At 29.8% G+C, this 20,300-nt stretch carries 22 protein-coding genes; 15 read left to right on the top strand and 7 right to left on the bottom strand.

The features are described 5' to 3' along the window. Together fliI and folE are read right to left on the bottom strand one after the other, a co-directional pair. Complete coding sequence (gene fliI / locus AT682_RS00970) at positions 1 to 1,386, bottom strand: flagellar protein export ATPase FliI (protein ID WP_002866351.1); 1,386 nt, start codon at positions 1,384 to 1,386, stop codon at positions 1 to 3. Further along, positions 1,386 to 1,958 carry a GTP cyclohydrolase I FolE gene (gene folE, locus AT682_RS00965; RefSeq protein WP_002882262.1) on the bottom strand — a complete coding sequence of 191 codons (573 nt, stop codon included), beginning with the start codon at positions 1,956 to 1,958 and terminating at the stop codon, positions 1,386 to 1,388. Before folE ends, fliI begins: the two co-directional genes overlap by 1 nt. A gap of 142 nt (positions 1,959 to 2,100) precedes the next feature. Between folE and tig the strand changes: the two genes are divergently transcribed. The 10 genes from tig (at position 2,101) to AT682_RS00915 (ending at position 10,882) form a co-directional block, all read left to right on the top strand. Next, positions 2,101 to 3,435 (top strand): trigger factor, encoded by a 1,335-nt coding sequence (tig, locus tag AT682_RS00960; protein ID WP_002882261.1) that lies wholly within the window; start codon positions 2,101 to 2,103, stop codon positions 3,433 to 3,435. Continuing rightward, entirely contained in the window at positions 3,435 to 4,019 is a 585-nt protein-coding gene (clpP, locus tag AT682_RS00955) for an ATP-dependent Clp endopeptidase proteolytic subunit ClpP (protein ID WP_002806309.1), read from the top strand. Before tig ends, clpP begins: the two co-directional genes overlap by 1 nt. 35 nt (positions 4,020 to 4,054) lie before the next feature. After that, positions 4,055 to 4,582, top strand: a complete 528-nt coding sequence (gene def / locus AT682_RS00950; protein ID WP_002882260.1) for a peptide deformylase — start codon at positions 4,055 to 4,057, stop codon at positions 4,580 to 4,582. Continuing rightward, positions 4,579 to 6,084, top strand: coding sequence for a YifB family Mg chelatase-like AAA ATPase (locus AT682_RS00945; protein ID WP_002882259.1), 1,506 nt, complete (start codon positions 4,579 to 4,581; stop codon positions 6,082 to 6,084). The genes def and AT682_RS00945 overlap by 4 nt, the downstream gene beginning before the upstream one ends. 1 nt (position 6,085) lies before the next feature. Then, entirely contained in the window at positions 6,086 to 6,784 is a 699-nt protein-coding gene (locus tag AT682_RS00940) for an NYN domain-containing protein (protein ID WP_002826913.1), read from the top strand. Then, positions 6,768 to 8,138, top strand: a complete 1,371-nt coding sequence (locus AT682_RS00935; RefSeq protein ID WP_002854658.1) for a bifunctional ADP-dependent NAD(P)H-hydrate dehydratase/NAD(P)H-hydrate epimerase — start codon at positions 6,768 to 6,770, stop codon at positions 8,136 to 8,138. The genes AT682_RS00940 and AT682_RS00935 overlap by 17 nt, the downstream gene beginning before the upstream one ends. Next, entirely contained in the window at positions 8,129 to 8,695 is a 567-nt protein-coding gene (gene purN / locus AT682_RS00930; protein WP_002869059.1) for a phosphoribosylglycinamide formyltransferase, read from the top strand. The genes AT682_RS00935 and purN overlap by 10 nt, the downstream gene beginning before the upstream one ends. A 71-nt stretch (positions 8,696 to 8,766) precedes the next feature. After that, positions 8,767 to 9,486 carry a TerC family protein gene (locus AT682_RS00925; protein WP_002851673.1) on the top strand — a complete coding sequence of 240 codons (720 nt, stop codon included), beginning with the start codon at positions 8,767 to 8,769 and terminating at the stop codon, positions 9,484 to 9,486. Continuing rightward, complete coding sequence (locus AT682_RS00920; protein ID WP_002857271.1) at positions 9,479 to 9,688, top strand: alkylphosphonate utilization protein; 210 nt, start codon at positions 9,479 to 9,481, stop codon at positions 9,686 to 9,688. Before AT682_RS00925 ends, AT682_RS00920 begins: the two co-directional genes overlap by 8 nt. A 9-nt stretch (positions 9,689 to 9,697) precedes the next feature. Further along, the gene (locus tag AT682_RS00915; RefSeq protein WP_002882258.1) at positions 9,698 to 10,882 is read left to right on the top strand and encodes a metallophosphoesterase; all 1,185 of its coding nucleotides are present in this window, start codon (positions 9,698 to 9,700) and stop codon (positions 10,880 to 10,882) included. Positions 10,883 to 10,894: 12 nt separating this feature from the next. Here the strand turns inward: AT682_RS00915 and AT682_RS00910 are convergent, their stop codons facing one another. Together AT682_RS00910 and AT682_RS00905 are read right to left on the bottom strand one after the other, a co-directional pair. Beyond that, entirely contained in the window at positions 10,895 to 12,253 is a 1,359-nt protein-coding gene (locus AT682_RS00910) for a hemolysin family protein (RefSeq protein ID WP_002882257.1), read from the bottom strand. A 98-nt stretch (positions 12,254 to 12,351) separates the two neighbouring features. Further along, positions 12,352 to 13,551, bottom strand: coding sequence for a putative transporter (locus tag AT682_RS00905; RefSeq protein ID WP_002882256.1), 1,200 nt, complete (start codon positions 13,549 to 13,551; stop codon positions 12,352 to 12,354). A 191-nt stretch (positions 13,552 to 13,742) separates the two neighbouring features. Here AT682_RS00905 and AT682_RS00900 point away from each other — a divergent pair, with 191 nt between their 5' ends. The 5 genes from AT682_RS00900 to AT682_RS00880 are packed head-to-tail and all read left to right on the top strand — an operon-like array spanning position 13,743 to position 18,630. After that, positions 13,743 to 13,874 carry a lipoprotein gene (locus AT682_RS00900; RefSeq protein ID WP_002859376.1) on the top strand — a complete coding sequence of 44 codons (132 nt, stop codon included), beginning with the start codon at positions 13,743 to 13,745 and terminating at the stop codon, positions 13,872 to 13,874. Continuing rightward, on the top strand, positions 13,871 to 14,875 hold the full coding sequence (gene cfbpA, locus AT682_RS00895) for a Fe(3+) ABC transporter substrate-binding protein (RefSeq protein WP_002872902.1): 1,005 nt from the start codon (positions 13,871 to 13,873) through the stop codon (positions 14,873 to 14,875). Before AT682_RS00900 ends, cfbpA begins: the two co-directional genes overlap by 4 nt. Continuing rightward, on the top strand, positions 14,875 to 16,491 hold the full coding sequence (gene cfbpB, locus AT682_RS00890; RefSeq protein ID WP_002882255.1) for an ABC transporter permease: 1,617 nt from the start codon (positions 14,875 to 14,877) through the stop codon (positions 16,489 to 16,491). The genes cfbpA and cfbpB overlap by 1 nt, the downstream gene beginning before the upstream one ends. Beyond that, entirely contained in the window at positions 16,475 to 17,383 is a 909-nt protein-coding gene (cfbpC, locus tag AT682_RS00885; RefSeq protein ID WP_079269907.1) for an ABC transporter ATP-binding protein, read from the top strand. Before cfbpB ends, cfbpC begins: the two co-directional genes overlap by 17 nt. Before the next feature lie 41 nt (positions 17,384 to 17,424). Continuing rightward, positions 17,425 to 18,630 (top strand): saccharopine dehydrogenase family protein, encoded by a 1,206-nt coding sequence (locus tag AT682_RS00880; protein WP_002869054.1) that lies wholly within the window; start codon positions 17,425 to 17,427, stop codon positions 18,628 to 18,630. A gap of 12 nt (positions 18,631 to 18,642) precedes the next feature. Here the strand turns inward: AT682_RS00880 and AT682_RS09705 are convergent, their stop codons facing one another. The 3 genes from AT682_RS09705 to sodB form a co-directional block, all read right to left on the bottom strand. After that, positions 18,643 to 19,005 (bottom strand): hypothetical protein, encoded by a 363-nt coding sequence (locus tag AT682_RS09705; RefSeq protein WP_002870694.1) that lies wholly within the window; start codon positions 19,003 to 19,005, stop codon positions 18,643 to 18,645. Between the two features lie 109 nt (positions 19,006 to 19,114). Next, on the bottom strand, positions 19,115 to 19,333 hold the full coding sequence (locus AT682_RS09700) for a class I SAM-dependent methyltransferase (protein ID WP_002857297.1): 219 nt from the start codon (positions 19,331 to 19,333) through the stop codon (positions 19,115 to 19,117). A gap of 68 nt (positions 19,334 to 19,401) precedes the next feature. Next, complete coding sequence (sodB, locus tag AT682_RS00865; protein ID WP_002882146.1) at positions 19,402 to 20,064, bottom strand: superoxide dismutase [Fe]; 663 nt, start codon at positions 20,062 to 20,064, stop codon at positions 19,402 to 19,404. Positions 20,065 to 20,300 lie beyond the last annotated feature (236 nt).

Genomic DNA, 20,300 nt, shown 5'->3' with positions numbered 1-20,300 from the left:
TTATTTTAAATTAGGATTAGGCAAGGTTGCACTTGCACTTCCTACATTTATATTTTGAGTTGGTGGCAAAGGAGTATTTGGTGTATCAATTTGACTTAAAAACTCTAAAGTTTGATTAAATTCGAAGCTTTCTTCAGGATTTTGTCCTAAGAATTTTTGCATAAATTCTTTTTTAGAAATAGCTTCATCAAGTTCTTTATCACTTCCTTTTTGATAAGCGCCAATGCGAAGCAATACTTCATTTTCTTTTAAAAGCGAGTTTAAACGCTTAAATTTTCTTGCCCAAAGTTTGTGTTCAGGACTTATAATGTCACTCATCACCCTTGAAGCAGAGTTTTGTATATTAATAGGAGGATAAATTCCAAAGTCTGTTAATTCACGACTTAAAACAATGTGTCCATCTAAGATAGAACGACTTTGATCGGCGATTGGATCGCTCATATCATCTCCATCTACTAAAACGGTAAAAAAGGCTGTTATAGTGCCTTTACCTTCTTCTTTACCTGTTCTTTCCATGAGTTGAGGCAAAAGACTTAAAACACTTGGTGGATAACCTTTGGTTGTAGGAGGTTCTCCAAGAGCTAGTCCTATTTCTCTTTGCGCCATAGCAAAACGTGTTACACTATCCATGATAAAAAGTACATCTTTACCTTGTTCTTTAAAGTATTCTGCCACACTCATTGCGCAAAAAGCACCGTATTTACGCATTAAAGCACTATCATCACTTGTAGCAACAATAATCACTGTATCATCGAGCTTTCCACCTAAATTTTTTTGTATAAATTCAGGAATTTCACGCCCCCTTTCTCCTATGAGTGCCACTACTTTTATAGGAGCTTTGGAATTTTTAACTATCATTCCCATAAGAGTGGATTTTCCTACCCCACTTCCTGCAAAAATACCAAGTTTTTGTCCTACACCACAAGTTAAAAGCGCGTCTATGGTTTTAACACCCACGGGAAAAACTTCTTCTATAAGCCCTCTTTTCATCGCATCAATAGGTGCACGCATTATAGGCATATATTTACTTACTTCTATAGCTCCTTTACCATCTTTTGGACGCATAAAAGGATCTACTACCCTGCCTAAAAGTTCATCGCTAACGCCTATTTGCATACCTGCATCACTTATAAAAGCACGATCGCCTATTTTAAAACCTTCTATAAAAGAAAATGGGCTTAAATAGCTAAATTGTTCTTTGATTTCTACAACCATAGCTAGAGTGTTTAAATTTTCATTTTCATTGGAAACTAACTTCACTATATCTCCAACCCCTGTTTTAAGCCCACGAATTTCTATACTTGTAGCAGAAATTTTTGTAATCTCTCCAAAGATAGCACTTAAATTTTCTTTACCAAGTTTGGAGCGTAGTTTTTCAAGATTCATTAAAATCTTACCTGTTTAGCAGAGTTTATGAGAGAAAAAAATTCTTCTCTAGTTTTTTCATTTTTCAAGAAAATTCCACGCAAAGCTGAAGTTGTAGTGGTGGAATTAGCTTTTTGCACTCCACGCATTTCAACACACATATGTCTTGCTTCTATGACTACGCCAACACCTTTAGCATCGACATTTTCCATTAAAGCTTGTGCGATTTGTTCGGTAAGTTGTTCTTGAATTTGAAGTCTTCTTGCAAACACCTCTACAAGGCGTGGAATTTTGCTTAAACCTACTACTTTTTTATTAGGAATATAGGCTACATGAGCACGCCCAAAAAAAGGTAAAAGATGATGTTCGCAAAGACTATAAAATTCCATATCACGCACTAAAACCATTTCATTATTAGAGCTTTCAAATAAAGCGTCATTTAAAATTTCTTTGACATTTTGCGTATAACCACTAGTAAGAAATTCATAAGCTTTAAAAACACGATTTGGTGTTTTAATCAGTCCTTCACGATTTGGATTTTCTCCTATAATTTCAAGCATAGTTTTAACACAATCTTCAAATTTTTTTTGCAAATTTTTCTCCAAAAATATTTTTATATTTTAATAATAATGTAATATTGCAATTTTATCATAAATTACTTTAAAATTTTATGCAAGCAATAAGGAAAAATTTGCTATCATTGAAAGCAAATTTTATTTTATAAGGAAAAAAACTATGGAAGTAAAGGCAAAGCAACTAGATTCTGTTAATGCGACTGCTAGTGTAAAAATTCCTTCAGGAATGATCAAAAGTGAAGTAGAAAATTTAGCAAAAAAAGCTTCTAAAAGTGTAAAAATGGACGGTTTTAGACCAGGAAAAGTTCCTGTAAGTGCTGTACTTAAAAGATATGAAAGAGAACTCACTCAAGATGCAGAACAAAATCTTTTTAAATCCGCTGTAAATAATGCTTTACAAGAACTTAAAAAAGAAAGTAAAGAGCTTGTAGGTGAGCCATATTTTGAAAAATTTGATCGTAAAGATGGAGAAATTATTGCTGAGTTAATACTTTCTTTTAAACCTGAAATTAAACTTGAGGGTTATGAAAAACTCATCCCTGAATATCAAACTCCAAAAGTAAGTAAAAAAGAAATTGATGAGAAAAAAGATGAACTTTTAAAGCGTTTTACTACTCCTGAAGCTATAAAAACAAAAAGAGCTTTAAAAGAAGGTGATTTTGCAAAATTTGATTTTGAAGGTTTTGTAGATGATAAAGCTTTTGAAGGTGGTAAAGCTGAAAATTATGTTTTAGAAATTGGTTCTAAGCAATTTATTCCAGGTTTTGAAGATGGTATGGTGGGAATGAAAATAGGTGAAGAAAAAGATATCAAAGTAACTTTCCCTAAAGAATACGGTGCGGCGCATTTAGCGGGTAAAGATGCGGTATTTAAAGTAAAACTACATGAGATTCAAGAGCTTAAAATTCCAGAACTTGATGATGAAATGCTTAAAAAACTTTTACCAGGAGAAGAAAAAGCTAGCGTTGAAGTTTTAGATGAAAAATTAAAAGAGCAAATCAAAAATGAAAAACTTTTTAAACTTGTAAATGACGAATTAAAAGGTAAATTTGCAGATGCTTTGATTGAAAAATATAATTTTGATTTACCTAAAGGCATAGTAGAACAAGAAACTGATATGCAAATGCGTGCGGCTTTTAATACTTTTAGCGAAAAAGAAATTGAAGAGCTTAAAGCAAGTAAAGAAAAATACCAAGAAAAACGTGATTCTTTTAAAGAAGAAGCGCAAAAAAGTGTAAAACTTACTTTTATTATTGATGAGCTTGCAAAATTGCGTAAGATTGAGGTAAATGATCAAGAATTGATTCAAGCGATTTATTTTGAAGCATATCGCTATGGTATGAATCCAAAAGAGCATTTAGAAAGCTATAAAAAACAAGGAGCTTTACCTGCTGTGAAAATGGCTTTGATTGAAGAAAAACTTTTTAATGATATTTTTATGCCAAAAACAGAAAAATCGGAAAAAGCGAGCAAAAAAGAGAAAGAAGATAAATAATGTTTATTCCTTATGTTATTGAAAAATCTAGTCGTGGTGAAAGAAGTTATGATATTTATTCACGTCTTTTAAAAGATAGAATTATTATGTTAAGTGGCGAAATTCATGATGAACTTGCTGCTTCTATCGTAGCACAACTTCTTTTTTTAGAAGCTGAAGATCCTACAAAAGATATTTATCTTTATATTAATTCTCCAGGTGGTGTAATTACAAGTGGTTTTAGTATTTATGATACTATGAACTATATCAAACCTGATGTTTGTACGATTTGTATAGGACAAGCTGCTTCTATGGGAGCATTTTTGCTTAGTTGTGGCGCAGAAGGAAAACGCTTTGCTTTGCCTAATTCACGTATTATGATTCATCAACCTTTAGGTGGAGCTAGAGGTCAAGCCACAGATATTGAAATTCAAGCCAAAGAAATTTTAAGACTTAAAACTATACTTAATGATATTTTGGCAAAAAATACTAAGCAAAAAGTTGCAAAAATAGCAAAAGATACAGAAAGAGATTTTTTCATGTCAGCACAAGAAGCTAAAGAATATGGGCTGATTGATAAGGTTTTGGAAAAAAGTTTTAAATGATTTCTTTGAAGATCATTTAAAACAAAGGTTTTTTAATGGTTAGAAAAATTATCACTTATCCTAATCCTAGACTTTTTTTAAACTCTGAAATTGTAAATAAATTTGATACAGAACTTCACACCTTGCTTGATGATATGTATGAAACTATGATAGCAAGTAATGGAGTAGGTTTAGCAGCTATTCAAGTGGATATTCCTTTGCGTGTTTTACTTGTAAATATTTTTGATGAAAATGATGAACAAAAAAAAGAAGATTTACTAGAGATTATTAATCCTGAAATTATTCCTTTAGATGAAGAAATGATCACTTGCACAGAAGGATGTTTGAGTGTGCCAGATTTTTTCGAAGAAGTAAAACGCTATAATCATATCTTGCTTAAATATCAAGATCGCTTTGGAGAATTTAAAAAACTTGAAGCAAAAGGTTTTTTAGCTGTGGCTATTCAACACGAAAATGATCATTTGAATGGACATTTATTTATAGAAAAAATTTCTTTTGCTAAGCGTCAAAAATTCGATAAAGAATTTAAGAAAAAGAAGAAAAATCATAAAAAAGAGAAATGAAAAAACTAAAGTGCATAAGCTTTCATGAAGGCTTAGACATTATAGAGGTAGAATCCACTTTTACAAGAGGTTTGCCAAATTTAAGCATAGTAGGACTTGCAAGTGTAGCGATTAAGGAAAGTGTCGAACGCATCAAAGCCACGCTTTTAAGTTGTGATTTTGCTTTTCCTGCTAAAAAAATTACTATTAATCTTAGTCCTTCAGGCATCCCAAAAAAGGGGTCGCATTTTGATTTGGCTATCGCTTTATTAATCCTTTTGCAAAATGAAGAATTAGATGACTTTTTTGTAGTAGGAGAATTAGGACTTGATGGAAGTATTAAAAGCACAAATGAGCTTTTTTCTTTGCTTTTGTTTCTTTCTGCTAAAATTAAAAAAGCTAAAATCGTTGTTCCAAAAAGTATAGCACAAAAAGCTTCCATGATACCAAATTTAGAGGTTTATGGACTTGAAAATTTAAATGAAGCAATAGAGTTTTTTAAAGAAAAAAATTATGAAAATTTTCGTTTTTCTCACAATCATCCTTTATTCGCAAGTCCTTTACAAATAGAAAATGAAATTTTTTTACAAAATATGGATTTTAAACTTGATTTTAAAGATATCAAAGGGCAGGAAAAAGCTAAAAGAGCTTGTATGATAGCTGCTTTAGGTATGCATAATATCTTACTTGAAGGAAGTCCAGGAAGTGGTAAAAGTATGTGTGCTAAACGCCTTGTTTATATCATGCCTCCTCAAAGTTTAAGTGAAATTTTAACGCAAAATGCTTATATGTCTTTAGATTCAAAAGATTGTGAATTTACTAAAATTCGTGCTTTTCGTCATCCTCATCATACTTCTACAAGAGCAAGTATTTTTGGCGGAGGAACAAAAAATGCTAGAATTGGAGAAGTCGCACTTGCAAATGGTGGAGTATTGTTTTTTGATGAATTTCCACATTTTAACAAGCAAATCATAGAGAGTTTAAGAGAACCTTTGGAGGATCATAAAATTCATATTTCAAGAGTAAATTCTAAAATCACTTATGAAACAAAATTTAGCTTTATAGCTGCCCAAAATCCTTGTCCTTGTGGAAATTTATTTTCTAAAAATCTTTCTTGTGTTTGTAGTGAAAATGAGATTAAAAAATACAAAAATCACATTTCAGCTCCTATTATGGATAGGATTGATCTTTATGTAGCTATGGATGAGATCAGCAAGGATGATAAAACGAGTATAAGTTCTAAAGAAATGAGTGAAAAAATTTTACAAGCTTTTATTTTTAGTAAAAAACGGGGGCAAAAAGAATTTAATGGGAAATTAAAAGATGAAGATTTAAGTCGTTTTTGTGTATTGGAAAAAGATGCCAAAGATACGCTAGATTTAGCAATTTCACGTTATAATCTTTCTTTGCGATCGCTTAATAAAATTTTAAAAGTTTCAAGAAGTATAGCGGATTTAGAACAAAGTCTTAATATTAACAAAACCCATATTTTAGAAGCTTTAAGCTTTAGAGCAAGGAATTAAAATGGAAAATAAAAGTATAGCTATCTTTATAGATGCAGAAAATATCCCTGCAAAATACGCTAAAAGTATTTTTGATATCGCTTCAGATTATGGAGAGGTTATCATTAAACGCATTTATGGGGATTGGACTCAAAAAAATATACAAGGTTGGAGAGAGCAAATTGCTGAATATTCTTTAATCGCTATGCAACAATTTAATTTTGCAGCCAACAAAAACTCAAGCGATATGTATTTAATCACTGAAATCATGTCCATATTTTATGAAAAAAATATAGATATTTTTGTTATTGTTTCAAGCGATAGTGATTATACTTCACTCATTCAAAAATTAAGAGAAAATAAAAAACAAGTTATAGGAATGGGGCTTGAAAAGTCTATAAAATCCTATGTAAATGCTTTTAGTGAATTTTTTTATTTAGATAAAGATGAGAGTAAAAAAGAAGATATTTTAAGTAAGGATTATTTAAGAGCTTTAATCAATATCACCGAACAGCTTATCGATGAAAAAGGGCGTGCCGAATATGCACAAATCCGCACTAATATGAACCGCAAATACTCGGATTTTCATCCGCAAAATTATGGTTTTAAGAATTTTCGTGCTTTGATCCAGAAATTTTTACCTAAAATGAAAAAATTTGAAGAAGAAAGAGAAAAAAATATATATTTTTTGGTGAAAAAAGATTATGAAAGCTATTATTGATAATATAAAAATTTTAGAACAAAATGCTATAAATAAAGGCTTAGATGAGCTTATTTTAATGGAAAATGCGGGATTAAATTTAGCTAAGCTGATTAAAAAAGAAGCTAAAAAAATTCGCATTCAACGCAAGATTAGAAAAGTAAAAACACTTTTTTTATTAGGCGGGGGTAACAACGCTTCAGATGGCTTGGTGGCTTTAAGAAATTTAAAACACGCTAAAGCTTATAAAATAGGCTTTAAAGAAAATACGCTTTTTAAAAAACAAGAGCAAATTTTACAAAATTATGCTTTTAAATTTTGTAAAAAAGAACCCAATTTTAAAAAATTTCATATTATTGTTGATTGTATTTTAGGTACAGGTTCAAATCGTTGTTTAGATGAAAAAACAAGTTTAATTATTCAAAAAGTTAATCAAAGCAAAGCTTTAAAAATAGCTTGTGATATACCTACAAATTTGGGATTTTATCCTTGTTTTAAAGCTGATATTACATTTTGTATGGGAGCTTTAAAGGAAATTTTACTTGAAGATTTTGCTAAGGAATTTGTAGGAAGGATTAAAATAGCCAATTTAGGCATTAGCTCTAAGAAATTTTACCCTAATTCTCAAGCTTTTTTGCTTGAAAAAAAAGATTTAAAAACTATAGATAGAAAAATCAACGCCAATAAAGGAAATTTTGGCCATATTTATATAGTTGCCAATGCAAGTGCTGGAACTTTAGCAGGACTTGGAGCCTTAAATTTTGGAGCAGGTCTTGTTTCTTTAGTAGCACAAAAAAGTTTCTCGCCTCTTTTGATGTTAAAAGAAAAAATTGAAAATAATGCAAGTGCTATTGCTTTAGGTATGGGGCTTGAAAATTTGGATTTTCTAAAAGATGAAATTTTGCAAAACACTCCTTTGATCTTGGATGCAAACTGCTTTTTAAGTGAAGCTTTGCTTTGGTATTTAAACAGAAAAGATATTGTTATAACCCCTCATCCAAAAGAATTTATAAAACTTTATAAAATGTGCTTTGATGAGAATTTAGATATAGAAACATTGCAAAAAAATCGCTTTTTCTATGCTAGAAAATTTTCACAAAATTATGATTGTGTTCTTGTTTTAAAAGGAGCAAATCCTATTATTGCACAAAAAGAAAAATTATTTGTTGTAAATTTAGGAAATCAAGCCTTAGCTAAAGGTGGGAGTGGAGATGTTTTAAGTGGAATGATTGCTGCACATTTAGGTTTTGGTTTTAGCGCTTTAGAAGCAGCAAAAAATGCTACTTTAGCTCATGGACTTGTTGCAAAAAAATATAAATTTAATAAAAATAGCTTTGACGCTTTAAAACTTATCAAAGGATTAAAATGCTTGTAAAATTAGCTGTACTTTTTAGTGGAAATGGAGGTAATTTAGAAAATATTTTAGAAAAACTTCATAAAAAAACCATAGGGGAAAATACCTATGAAGTAGTACTTTGCCTTTGTAACAAAAAAGATGCTTTTGGTATACAAAGGGCAAAAAAATTTGGTCTTGATACTGTCATTGTTGATCATAAGGCTTATAATACTCGTGAAGAATTTGATACGATTTTGGTACAAAAAATCAAAGAAAGTGGAGCAAATCTTACTGTATTGGCAGGTTTTATGAGAATTTTAAGTCCTGTTTTTACAAAAAATATTAAGGCAATTAACCTTCATCCTTCTTTATTACCCCTTTTTAAAGGAGCACATGCAATTAAAGAAAGTTATGAAAGTGATATGAAAGTGGCTGGTGTGAGTGTGCATTGGGTCAGTGAAGAACTTGATGGTGGAATGATTATAGCTCAAAAAGCTTTTGAAAAAAGAAATTTGAGTTTTGAAGAATTTGAAGAAAAAATTCATAGCCTAGAACATGAAATTTTACCCTTAAGTGTGATTGAAATTTTTTCTTAAAGAATTAAAGGTATTTGCTTTAAAACTATAAAATATCGCTTTAAAAAATTTTAAAATTTTCAAGGAAATTTATGTTTGAATGGATATTTAGTATTGATGCTTGGATTACTTTAGCTACTTTAAGTGCTCTTGAAATTGTACTAGGGATAGATAATATCATTTTTTTAGCTATTTTAGTAAGCAAACTACCCCCTGAACATCGTGATAAAGGACGTATCTTAGGTTTAGCTTTTGCAATGATTACAAGAATTTTACTTCTTTTATCTCTTTTTTGGGTGATGAAACTTGTAACACCTTTGTTTAGTGTATTGGGCAATGAAATTTCAGGAAGAGATCTAGTTCTTTTACTAGGTGGGCTTTTCTTGATTGTAAAGTCTATTAAAGAAATTAAAGAGCAAATTTCTCATCAAGAAGAAAGTCAAAGTCATTTTAAAGCAAGCAATAAACTTTGGATAGTTGTAGCTGAAATTGCTGTGATTGACATAGTGTTTTCGCTTGATAGTGTTATTACCGCAGTAGGAATTGCTCAAGATGTAACCATCATGATTATCGCTGTTATTATCGCAGTAGCTGTGATGCTTTTTGCTTCTAAACCTATAGCAGATTTTGTTGAAAAATATCCAAGCATTAAAATTTTAGCCTTAGCTTTTTTGGTGTTAATAGGCGTAGTTTTAGTTGCTGAAAGTTTTGATATTCATATTGATAAGGCATATATTTATACTGCTATGGCTTTTGCTTTAGTGGTGCAAATTTTAAATATTTTAGATCAAAGAAAGGAAAAAAATGGCTAAAGATGCTAATGGAACAGAACTTAACGCAGGTGATAGCGTGAGTGTAATAAAAGATCTTAAGGTTAAAGGTGCAAGTACAACTTTAAAACGTGGAACTACTATAAAAAATATTAAGCTCACTTCTAAAGAAGGTGAAATTGAGGCTAGAGTAGATAAATTTGGCGTTATTGTTTTAAAAACTGAATTTTTAAAGAAAATCTAGGCAAAGAATGTGCGAATCTTACTTGTTTTAAGAGGGAATTATTACGCAGGACAAAAAGAATTTATCAAAAATAATAAACTTCAAAATTATACACTTGATTTAAATGCTTTGCGTCTTTTATCAGGAAGCGTTAAAAATATAGTCAGTGAATATAAAATTTTAAATGTTAAAAATGATGAAGATTTGAGTAAAATTTTACTCAAACTTCTAGAAATACGTATGCAAAAAGGTGAGTTTTGCATCATAAACGCTTACAATGAAACATTAAAAATTTACAAAGACTTAGCTAAACAATATCGCTATAAAATGTATGTTATTGTTTTTGATAGCTCTTTAAAACAATGTCAAGAAAAAAATCTTTTAGAAGCTAAAAAAAATGGATATATCATCCCTTATGCTCTTTTGGAAAAAACTCAAGATTTACTCAAAAAAAATCCAAAAAAATACCCAATTTTAGACTCGAGCGACTGGAAAAAATGTCTTTACCAAATGCCAAATTTAAGCAAATATAAAAAAATTCATCATATAGGAGATTTACAAGGTTGTTATAGTGTTTTAAAAGAATACATTAAAACAATCAAAGAAGATGAATTTTATATATTTTTGGGAGATTATATCAACAGAGGTATAGAAAATGGCAAAGTAATAAAATTTCTTTTAAAAATTTGCGAAAAAGAAAATGTATGCTTATTAGAAGGAAATCACGAAAGACATCTTATAAAATGGGCTAATGGAGAATTGTCAAATTCCAAAGAATTTAATGAAAATACTTTAAAGGATTTTAGAAAAGAAAAACTTACTCCAAGAGATGCTAGAAAACTCTATCCTCATCTAAAAGAATGTTTATACTACAAATTCCAAAATAAATTCATATTTTGTTCACATGGAGGAGTAAATTTTATACCCTCCAAACCTGAAAAAATAAGTTTTATACCAAGCCATGATTTTATTTATGGTGTAGGTGGATATGAAGACAGTCAAAAAATAGCAAATCAATTTTGTAATTTCACCTCGGACAATCTTTATCAAATCTTTGGACACAGAAATAAAGAAAAACTTCCTATGAAAATAGCCAAAAGAGTATTTTTATGCGAGGGTAAAATAGATGATGGTGGATATTTACGCATAGTTACACTAGATAAAAAAGGTTTTGAGTGTATAGAAATTAAAAACCAAATTTACAAAAAGAAATAAGCCTAAAGAGGCTTATTCTTCATCTTTATTTGTTTTTTTAACCACCTTAACACGCTCTATAGAATTCCCGTCCATTTTTTTAACTTCATAGTAACAAAGTTCATCTTCAATGCGATCTCCTACTATAGGCAAGCGTCCTAAAAGATTAAATACATATCCACCTATAGTAACTTGTTCTAAGTCTTCATCATAGTTTATTACAAGCATTTCTTCAACAGTTTCTATATCGCATCGTCCTTGAAATTCATAGATATTTTCAGCAAGTTTTTTATAGCTGTCTTCTTCATGCTCGCTTTTAATTTCGCCAATAATTTCTTCCATGATATCTTCCATGGTTAAAATTCCAGCAGTTCCACCATACTCATCAACTACTAATGCAGTATGAGAGCGTTCTTTATTCATCATTACAAGTACTTTTGAAATGCTGATATTTTCAGGAACCAAAATCAAAGGTTTAACAAAAGTATCTAAATTTTGACTTTTATGGCTTAATTCATTTTGTATTATATCTCGTATGTGTATCATCCCTAAAATAGTATCTTTAGAACCGTCAATATAAGGAAAGCGAGTATGTTTATGTTCACAAATGATTTGCATATTTTCTTCGTAACTTTTTTGTTTATTTAGACAAATCATATCTTTTCTAGGAGTCATAATCTCTTTAGCAACAGTATCTGAAAAATCAACAGCATTGCGTATGATCTCTGTTTCAAATTCATCTAAAACTCCACCTTTTTGACTCTCACTTGCTATGATTTTAATTTCTTCTTCGCTATGAGTTAGCTCGCTTTCTTTAGCAGGTTTTATTCCAAAAAGTTTCAAACTTATAGCTGCTAAAAAATCGAAAATTTTAATACAAGGCAAAAAGAGTATCCAAAACCAATGAAGAGGTCTAGCTATAAATAAAACCGCTTTATCTGCAACTGCAATAGCTATACTTTTTGGCACAAGTTCTCCTAAAACCACATGTAAAAGAGTAATAATACTAAAAGCAATAATAAAAGCTATAGTATGGATAATAACAGTGCTAAAACCAAGATTAATAAGCGGAATTTCTAGCATTTTTGCAATAGCAGGCTCACCTATCCAACCAAGAGCTAGAGAACTTAAAGTGATTCCTAATTGACAAGCACTAAGATAAGTATCAAGTCTTGAAGTAACCTCCAAAGCTTTCTTGGCACCAGCTTTTTTTTCTTTTACCATCTCTTCAAGCTTGGAACGACGTACTTTAACAATACTAAATTCAGACAAAACAAAAAAACCATTTAAAAACACTAGAGCAAGTGCAACAATAACCATAAGTATAGAATATCCTGCATCAAAAGATGCTGTAGAAGTTTGGTTTAAATCCAAAACCTGACTGGGGTCCAATGAAGCTCCTTAAGAAATAAAATATTATTAAACCTTATTATACACAATTAAAAGTAAATTTAATATTTGAATTTTTTCTTGTATTTTATAAGAAAAAACTAAGACTTATAAGAAATATTTTTCTCAAATTCTTTTAAACGCTTATATATACTTCTAAGTTGAGTGACAGTTGTCCAGTTTTTGATAAAAACACTAAAAGAGCTTCGTACTTGATCAAAAGCATTGTTAATCTGCATTACAATACCAAGTCCTATAGCTCCAGCAAAAAGCCCTGGTGCCATGATTAAAAATGGCACTATAACTATCATTTGCTCAAATAAAATGAGCCAAATATTAAAATATCCATAATGTAAAAAAAGTCTTTTATAGTTAAATTTAAGCCCTGTAAAAAGCTCTATCATAGTCTCATTTTTAGCGTATTCTTTGCGATTATCCTCAGCATAAACAAGCTCTTTTCTAAAAGCTGCTTCAGCTTTTTGATTGTTATATTCAAGTCCAGGAAGCTTAATACCTACAAACCATGACACAACCAAGCCTCCTAAAGAAATCAAAAGTGCAATATAAACAAGCAAACCATCAATGTTTTTTAAAAAATAAAAAGAAGAATTTTCGCTTAAATTTGCAAATAAAGCTTTACTCACAACATCACTTAAACTCCATAAAATCGGAATAAATGCTACAAGGGTCATCAAAGCTTTTATAAAACTAAGCCCTAAACTCTCTACGATTTTAGAAAAATTATAAGTATCTTCTTGAATTCTTTGCGAACTTCCTTCTATATTGTCATCTTTATTTTTCCAAAATTTTAAATAAGAAAAAGTCATAGCCTCACGCCACTTAAAAGCATAGACACTAGCAAAATAGATATTAATCGTAGCGATTAAAACATAAGGAATAGCAATAGCTAAAAAAACTAAAATCAAAGCATAAAAATCATTTGCTGAATAATTTGGCTTTTCAATCATAGCCCTAGAGTTGAAAAAATATTCTAATAAATTTTGATAATAATACAATGCGCCTTTATTGATAAAATTAGCTTTTTGGAAATTTTGCTCAGCTCTTTGATTAGCCTCTTGGATTAAAGTGGCATTATTTTCAAGATTTTCTTCTATTTTTTGCGTAGAATTAGAATCCAAAAATTCTATTTTTGGCTTTTGTAAAACATTGTAAAAATCACTATACCATGAATTGATCGCAACATTTAAGCTTGTTTGTATATATAAGAAAAATAACAGTAAAAAAAGTCCCAAATAAGCCCATAAGACCCATTTTTTACTTGCAAAAAATGAAGAAAACATGCTACCACCTTTTAAAAGAAAAATTTTAATCAACTTTATTTAATCAAGAGTTTATTAAAAATCATAAATTTATCAACACATGTGTCAAAAATAAACCTCTTTATTCTTTAAAGAAATATAACAATATAAAGATTACGTCATATTTACTTTTTAATATTAATATTTCTTATCAAAATATCTAAAAGGAATTAATGTCTATGAAAAAAATAATTTTATTTTTACTATGCGTTGGCTTTGCTTTTGCTTGCTCTGAACATTCTCATACCGATTTTAAAGATCTTAATAAAACCGAGTATAATTCTCAATTAAAGGATAAAATATGAAAAAAATCTTCTTTATGTTCTTAACGGCTGTTTCATTTTTAGGTGCTAGTGAGCTTAATATTTACTCAGCAAGACATTATGATGCTGATTTTGAAATCATAAAAAAATTCGAAGAAAAAACAGGTATTAAGGTCAATCATACTCAAGCTAAAGCTTCAGAACTTATTAAAAGACTTTCTCTTGAAGGAAGTAATTCTCCTGCTGATATTTTCATCACAGCTGATATTTCAAATCTTACAGAAGCTAAAAATTTAGGACTTTTATCCCCTGTTTCATCAAAATATTTAGAAGAATTTATACCTGCTCATTTAAGAGATAAGGATAAAGAGTGGTTTGCGATTACAAAAAGAGCAAGAATTATTGCTTACAACAAAAACGCAAATATCGATATTAGCAAAATGAAAAATTATGAAGATTTAGCAAAAGCTGAATTTAAAGGAGAAATTGTTATGAGAAGTGCTACAGCTCCTTATAGCAAAACTCTTTTAGCATCTATTATAGCTAATGACGGAAATAAAGAGGCTAAAGCATGGGCTAAAGGTGTGCTTGAAAATCTTGCGACAAATCCAAAGGGTGGAGATAGAGATCAAGCCAGACAAGTATTTGCAGGCGAAGCTAAATTTGCAGTTATGAATACTTATTATATAGGGCTTTTAAAGAATTCTAAAAATCCAAAAGATGTAGAAGTGGGCAATTCTTTGGGTATTATTTTTCCTAATCAAGACAATAGAGGAACGCATATTAACATTAGCGGTATTGCTATGACAAAATCAAGTAAAAATCAAGATGCGGCTAAAAAATTTATGGAATTTATGTTAAGTCCTGAAATTCAAAAAATTCTTACTGATAGTAATTATGAATTTCCTATAAGAAATGATGTAGAATTAAGCCAAACGGTAAAAGATTTTGGAACTTTCAAAGAAGATCAAATCCCTGTGAGTAAGATAGCAGAAAATATTAAAGAAGCGGTTAAAATTTACGATGAAGTCGGTTTTAGATAATGTATAAAACCCTAAAATACTATAAACTCGGGGCAATTTTACTTGCCCTTTTTCTTGCTTTGCCTATTTTTGGTATTTTTGCTGAACTTTTTTATATTTTATTTCAAAATTTTAATACAAGTGATTTAACCCAATTTTCATCTATTAAAGAAAATTTGAGTCATTTTTTTGATTATTTATTTTTAAAATTCATCAAAGATACTTTTATAATTAGCGTGGGAGTATTGTGTTTAAGCTTGATTTTGGGTGTGAGTTCTGCTTATTTGATCGCAAATTATGATTTTTATTTCTGTAAAATTTTAGAAAAATTACTCATTTTACCCTTGGCCATACCTGCTTATATTTTAGCCTTTGTTTATGTTGGAATTATGGATTTTCAAGGATTTTTTCATGAAAATTTTGGCTTTAGGATGGATTTTTTCAATCATTATGGTGTTATTTTTGTTTTGGCTATTTCTTTATATCCTTATATTTATTTATTTGCTAAAACAGCTTTTAAAAGTGAAGCCAAAGAGGCTTATGAAGTAGCTAAAATCATGAAATATTCTGAATTTAGAATTTTTACACGCGTGGCACTTTTGAGCGCAAGGCCTGCCATTTTTTCTGGAGCTTTATTGGTTTTAATGGAAACTTTAAGTGATTATGGCGCAAGTGCTTATTTGGGAGTGGATACTTTTTCGGCTGGAATTTTTAAACTCTGGTATGATTTGAATGATTCTTATTCTTCTAGTGTTTTATCGGGTATTTTAATGCTTTTTGTATTTTTGATTATGTATGTGGATTATTATTATAAAAATAAACATCATTATAGTTTTAATCAAAATTTAACTCTTTTTATCAAAAAAAGAAAATTAAATCCTATTAAACAAATTCTATCCTGTATTTATTGTTTTATGATTGCTTTTGTAGGTTTTATTTTACCTTTTATTTGGCTAGTTTATTGGGGGTTAAAAGATCATAAGCTTTTTGAATCACAATTTTATATTATCAGTTTTCAAACTATAATCTTAGCTTTAGTCACTGCTTTAATTACCACTTTTTTAGCTTATTTTTTGATGTTTAGTTCTAGGATAGTTAAAAATCATTTTTTTAATTTATTTATTTTAAAAATAAGTTCTTTGGGTTATTCTATACCTGCTGCTGCTTTAGGGATTAGCATTATAGTGCTTTTTGTATTTTTGGATAAAATTTTTCACATGAGTTTATTGGGAAATTCTTTACTTGTTCTTATTTTTGCTTATATAATTCGTTTTTTAGCGAGTGCAATTTATTCTTTAGAAGGAGGATATAGTAAAATTCATCTAAATATTGATGAGGCAAGTTTAAATTTAAGAGCGAGTTATTTTATTTTATTTTTTAAAATTCACACACCTTTAATGAAACATTTTTTATTTTTGGCTTTTATTATTGTTTTTATTGATACGATTAAAGAACTTCCTTTAAGTAGAATTTTAGCGCCTTTTGGCTTTGAAACTTTAAGTGTTAAAGCTTTCTGGTTTGCAAGTGATGAAAGAATTTATGATGCAGCTTTGCCTTCCTTGTTTATCGTTTTTCTTTCTTTAATGGTTGTTGTTTGGATGGATAAAATCACAAGGAAAGATGATGTTAGAAATTAAAAATTTATCTAAAAATTTTGAAAAAATACAAGCTTTAGAAAATATCAATCTTCATGTCAAAGAAGGAGAATTTTTAAGCATTTTAGGAGGTAGTGGAAGTGGAAAAAGCACGCTTTTAAGGATTATTGCTAAGCTTGAACAAGCTAGTTCTTATGATTTGTTTTCTTGCAAAGGTGAAGTGGCTTTGATGTTTCAAAATTATGCTTTATTTCCTCATTTAAATGTTGAGAAAAACATACTTTTTGCACTTTACGATAAAAAAGATAAAAATCAAATTTTAAATCATTTGCTTAAAACTTTTGAAATTGAAGATTTAAGATATAAAAAAATCGATGAAATTTCAGGAGGGCAAGCGCAAAGAGTGGCTTTTGCTAGAGCTATAGCAAGAGGATGTCAGCTTTTGCTTTTAGATGAACCTTTTTCTAATTTGGATCAAAATTTAAAACAGGATTTAAGAAGAGAATTGAAAAAAATGATAGAAAATCAAGGCATTACGGCTATTATGGTAACTCATGATATTGAAGATGCTTATTGTATGTCTGATCAAATCGCTTTTTTAGAAAAAGGAAAAATTTTAGCTCATGCAAATCCTAAAGAGCTTTATTTTAAGCCCGATTTTAAAAGTGCGCAAATTTTACCTGATTTAAATATCATAGAAGAAAAACTTGATTTAGAAGATGAATTTTTTGCTTGGATAGCTTCAAAAAATTATATTTTTGGTTATGCAGAGCTTAAAATAGGAAATCGCTTTGAGGCTAAAATTTTACAAAAAGAATTTTTAGGGGCTTTTTGTAGGCTAAAATTACTTTATAAAAATATAATTTTTTTTATTTTGGTGAGTTCAAGTTATGATTTAGAAGAGAAAATAAGTTTTGATATTATCAATTTTTAGTTTAAATTTGATAAAATCAAAAAAATTTTTGAAGGATAGGAATGAAAAATCTTTTAATCATAGGCGCAGGTGGGGTAAGTCGTGTGACTACTGTAAAATGTGCAATGAATTCTGATACTTTTAGTAAAATCACTTTAGCTAGTAGAACAAAAAGCAAATGTGATGAAATCGCTGCTTTTATCAAAGAGCGTTTAGGGGTTCAAATTGAAACGGCACAAATTGATGCTGATGATAGCAATGCAGTTGTAGAACTTATCAAGAAAACAGAAGCACAAATTTTACTCAATGTGGCTTTGCCTTATCAAGATTTGAGTTTAATGGATGCTTGTATAAAAGCAAGAATTGATTATGTAGATACGGCAAATTATGAACATCCTGATTTAGCTAAATTTGAATACAAAGAGCAATGGGCGAGAAATGATGAGTTTAAACAAGCAGGAATTTTAGGACTTTTAGGAAGTGGATTTGATCCTGGTGTAACTAATGTTTTTTGTGCTTATGCACAGCAAAATTTATTTGATGAAATTTCTTATATAGATATTTTAGACTGCAATGCAGGTGATCATGGCTATGCTTTTGCGACCAATTTTAACCCTGAAATCAACCTGCGTGAGGTTTCTGCTAAAGGGCGTTATTGGGAAAATGGCAAGTGGATAGAAACGCAGCCTATGGAAATAAAAATGGAGTGGGATTATCCAGAAGTAGGTGTGAAAGATAGCTATTTGCTTTATCACGAAGAACTTGAGAGTTTGGTAAAAAATATCAAAGGTTTAAAAAGAATACGCTTTTTTATGACCTTTGGACAAAGTTATTTAACTCATATGAAATGTCTTGAAAATGTTGGAATGTTAGGGATTAAACCTGTGATGCACCAAGGAAAAGAAATCATTCCTATAGAATTTCTAAAAACCTTACTTCCTGATCCTGCAAGTTTGGGACCACGCACTAAAGGTTATACCAATATAGGTTGTGTGATTCGTGGTAAAAAAGATGGAAAAGACAAGCAAGTTTATATTTATAATGTTTGCAATCATGAAGAATGTTATAAAGAAACTGGTGCACAAGCTGTGAGCTATACTACAGGTGTTCCTGCTATGATAGGTACGAAATTAATCGCTAAAGGGATTTGGCAAGGAAAAGGCGTGTTTAATATGGAAGAATTTGACGCTAAGCCTTTTATGGAAGAACTGAATTCTCAAGGACTTCCTTGGAAGATTATCGAAATGACTCCAAGCTTAGGAGAGTAAGTGCTAGAGCACTTACTTTTGTCCTATATAAATAAAGTGCTCCACACTGCCTTCAAAATTATACAGATTAATTAATTCATAATCTCCCCAAAATAAAGGTTTAAAAGGTTTAAAATCTTCTTTTAATTCTTCTATGTCTTTAGTAAAGCGTATATATGAAGAACCACTCAATCTACCACTTGGACATCCTTTTACTTCACGCAAGCCATTATCCATAAGTTCTCCTCTTTCATACATACTATAGCCTTTATCGCTCATCATGGTTGCAAATATAATAGCTCCTTCATTGCATAGTTCATAAAATTCTTGCACAGCTTCTTTAAAAGCTTGTTTTGTAAGATAATATAAGCTTTGATTTGCAAATATAAAATCCATTTTTGTATTGAAGAGTTTTTTAAAGCTAGAATTAGGAGATATGATGTGAAAATTTTTAGAATCTAAGCAAGGATCTTTTTCCCAAACTTTTTTTAAACTAGGAACTATATCAATGCCATAAGGCTCTATACCCCCCCCCGGTTATATTTTTAAAATACTTAGAATGCACTCCATTTCCGCAACCAAAATCAAGTAATTTTCCACTTGTTTTGCTTAGTTTGTATTTTAAGATTCTCTCGTAAAATCTTATAACATGACCATCAGGATATTGAAGTCCATAACCTTCTTTGTCATATTTTTGAGTATATGCAGATAAAGAATTATCCATTTTTGTCCCTTTTTGTGTAGAATGTTGACTTAATGTCAAAATCCATTCTAGCACAAAAAAGATTAAAGTTATTTTACAGAGTGAAGTTCATTTGCATAAAAGCTAACTGATCCCATGCCTTCTTTTAAAGCCCATTCGTAAGCTTTTGCAACAAATTCCCAGTTAATATGAGCATAGAATTTTTCTAAATAAGCAGGGCGTGCATTACGATGATCTACATAATAAGCATGTTCCCAAACATCTACAACAAGTAAAGGAACTTTATCTTCAGTAATTGGTGTAGCTGCGTTTGAAGTACCTACAAATTCTAGTTTTTGATTTTTAGTATTATAAACTAACCAAAACCATCCTGAACCAAAAACTCCTGTAGCACCTTTGATGAATTCAGCTTTGAAATTTTCTAAAGATCCAAATTCTTTTTCTAGTGCCGCTTGTAAATTAGCATCTATACTTTGACATGAACCGCCACAGCCACAGCCTGTACTTGGCTTAATGCAATCAAAATAAAAATCATGATTATAAACTTGAGCTGCGTTATTAAATACGCCCCCATTTGAAGTTTTGATAATACTTACAAGATCTTTACCTGCAAATTCAGTATCTTTAATAAGATTATTTAGATTTGTAACATAAGTATTGTGATGTTTTCCATGATGATAGCTAAAAGTTTCAGCACTCAAAAAATCACCAAAAGCATTGGTATCATAAGGTAATTTTCTTAATTCAAACATAATTTCTCCTTTATTTTTAGTTTGATATTGAAAATATTACCATAATAATATTAAAAAGAGTAAAAATATCTTAAAAGCTTAGTGGGTAAAATTTCTATTTATTTAACCTAAATAAAATAAGATACATTTATAATATATTTTAATAATAATTTAAATATATATAAAAAATTATATTTTTTTGAAATATTTTTACAAAAAATATCTATTTGTTGATTTTTAATAATTACAATTAATTT

Origin of the sequence: Campylobacter jejuni (assembly GCF_001457695.1) — a bacterium.
In the GTDB taxonomy this organism is placed as follows: Bacteria; Campylobacterota; Campylobacteria; order Campylobacterales; family Campylobacteraceae; genus Campylobacter_D; species Campylobacter_D jejuni.
This window is presented reverse-complemented; position numbering and strand designations above follow the sequence as displayed.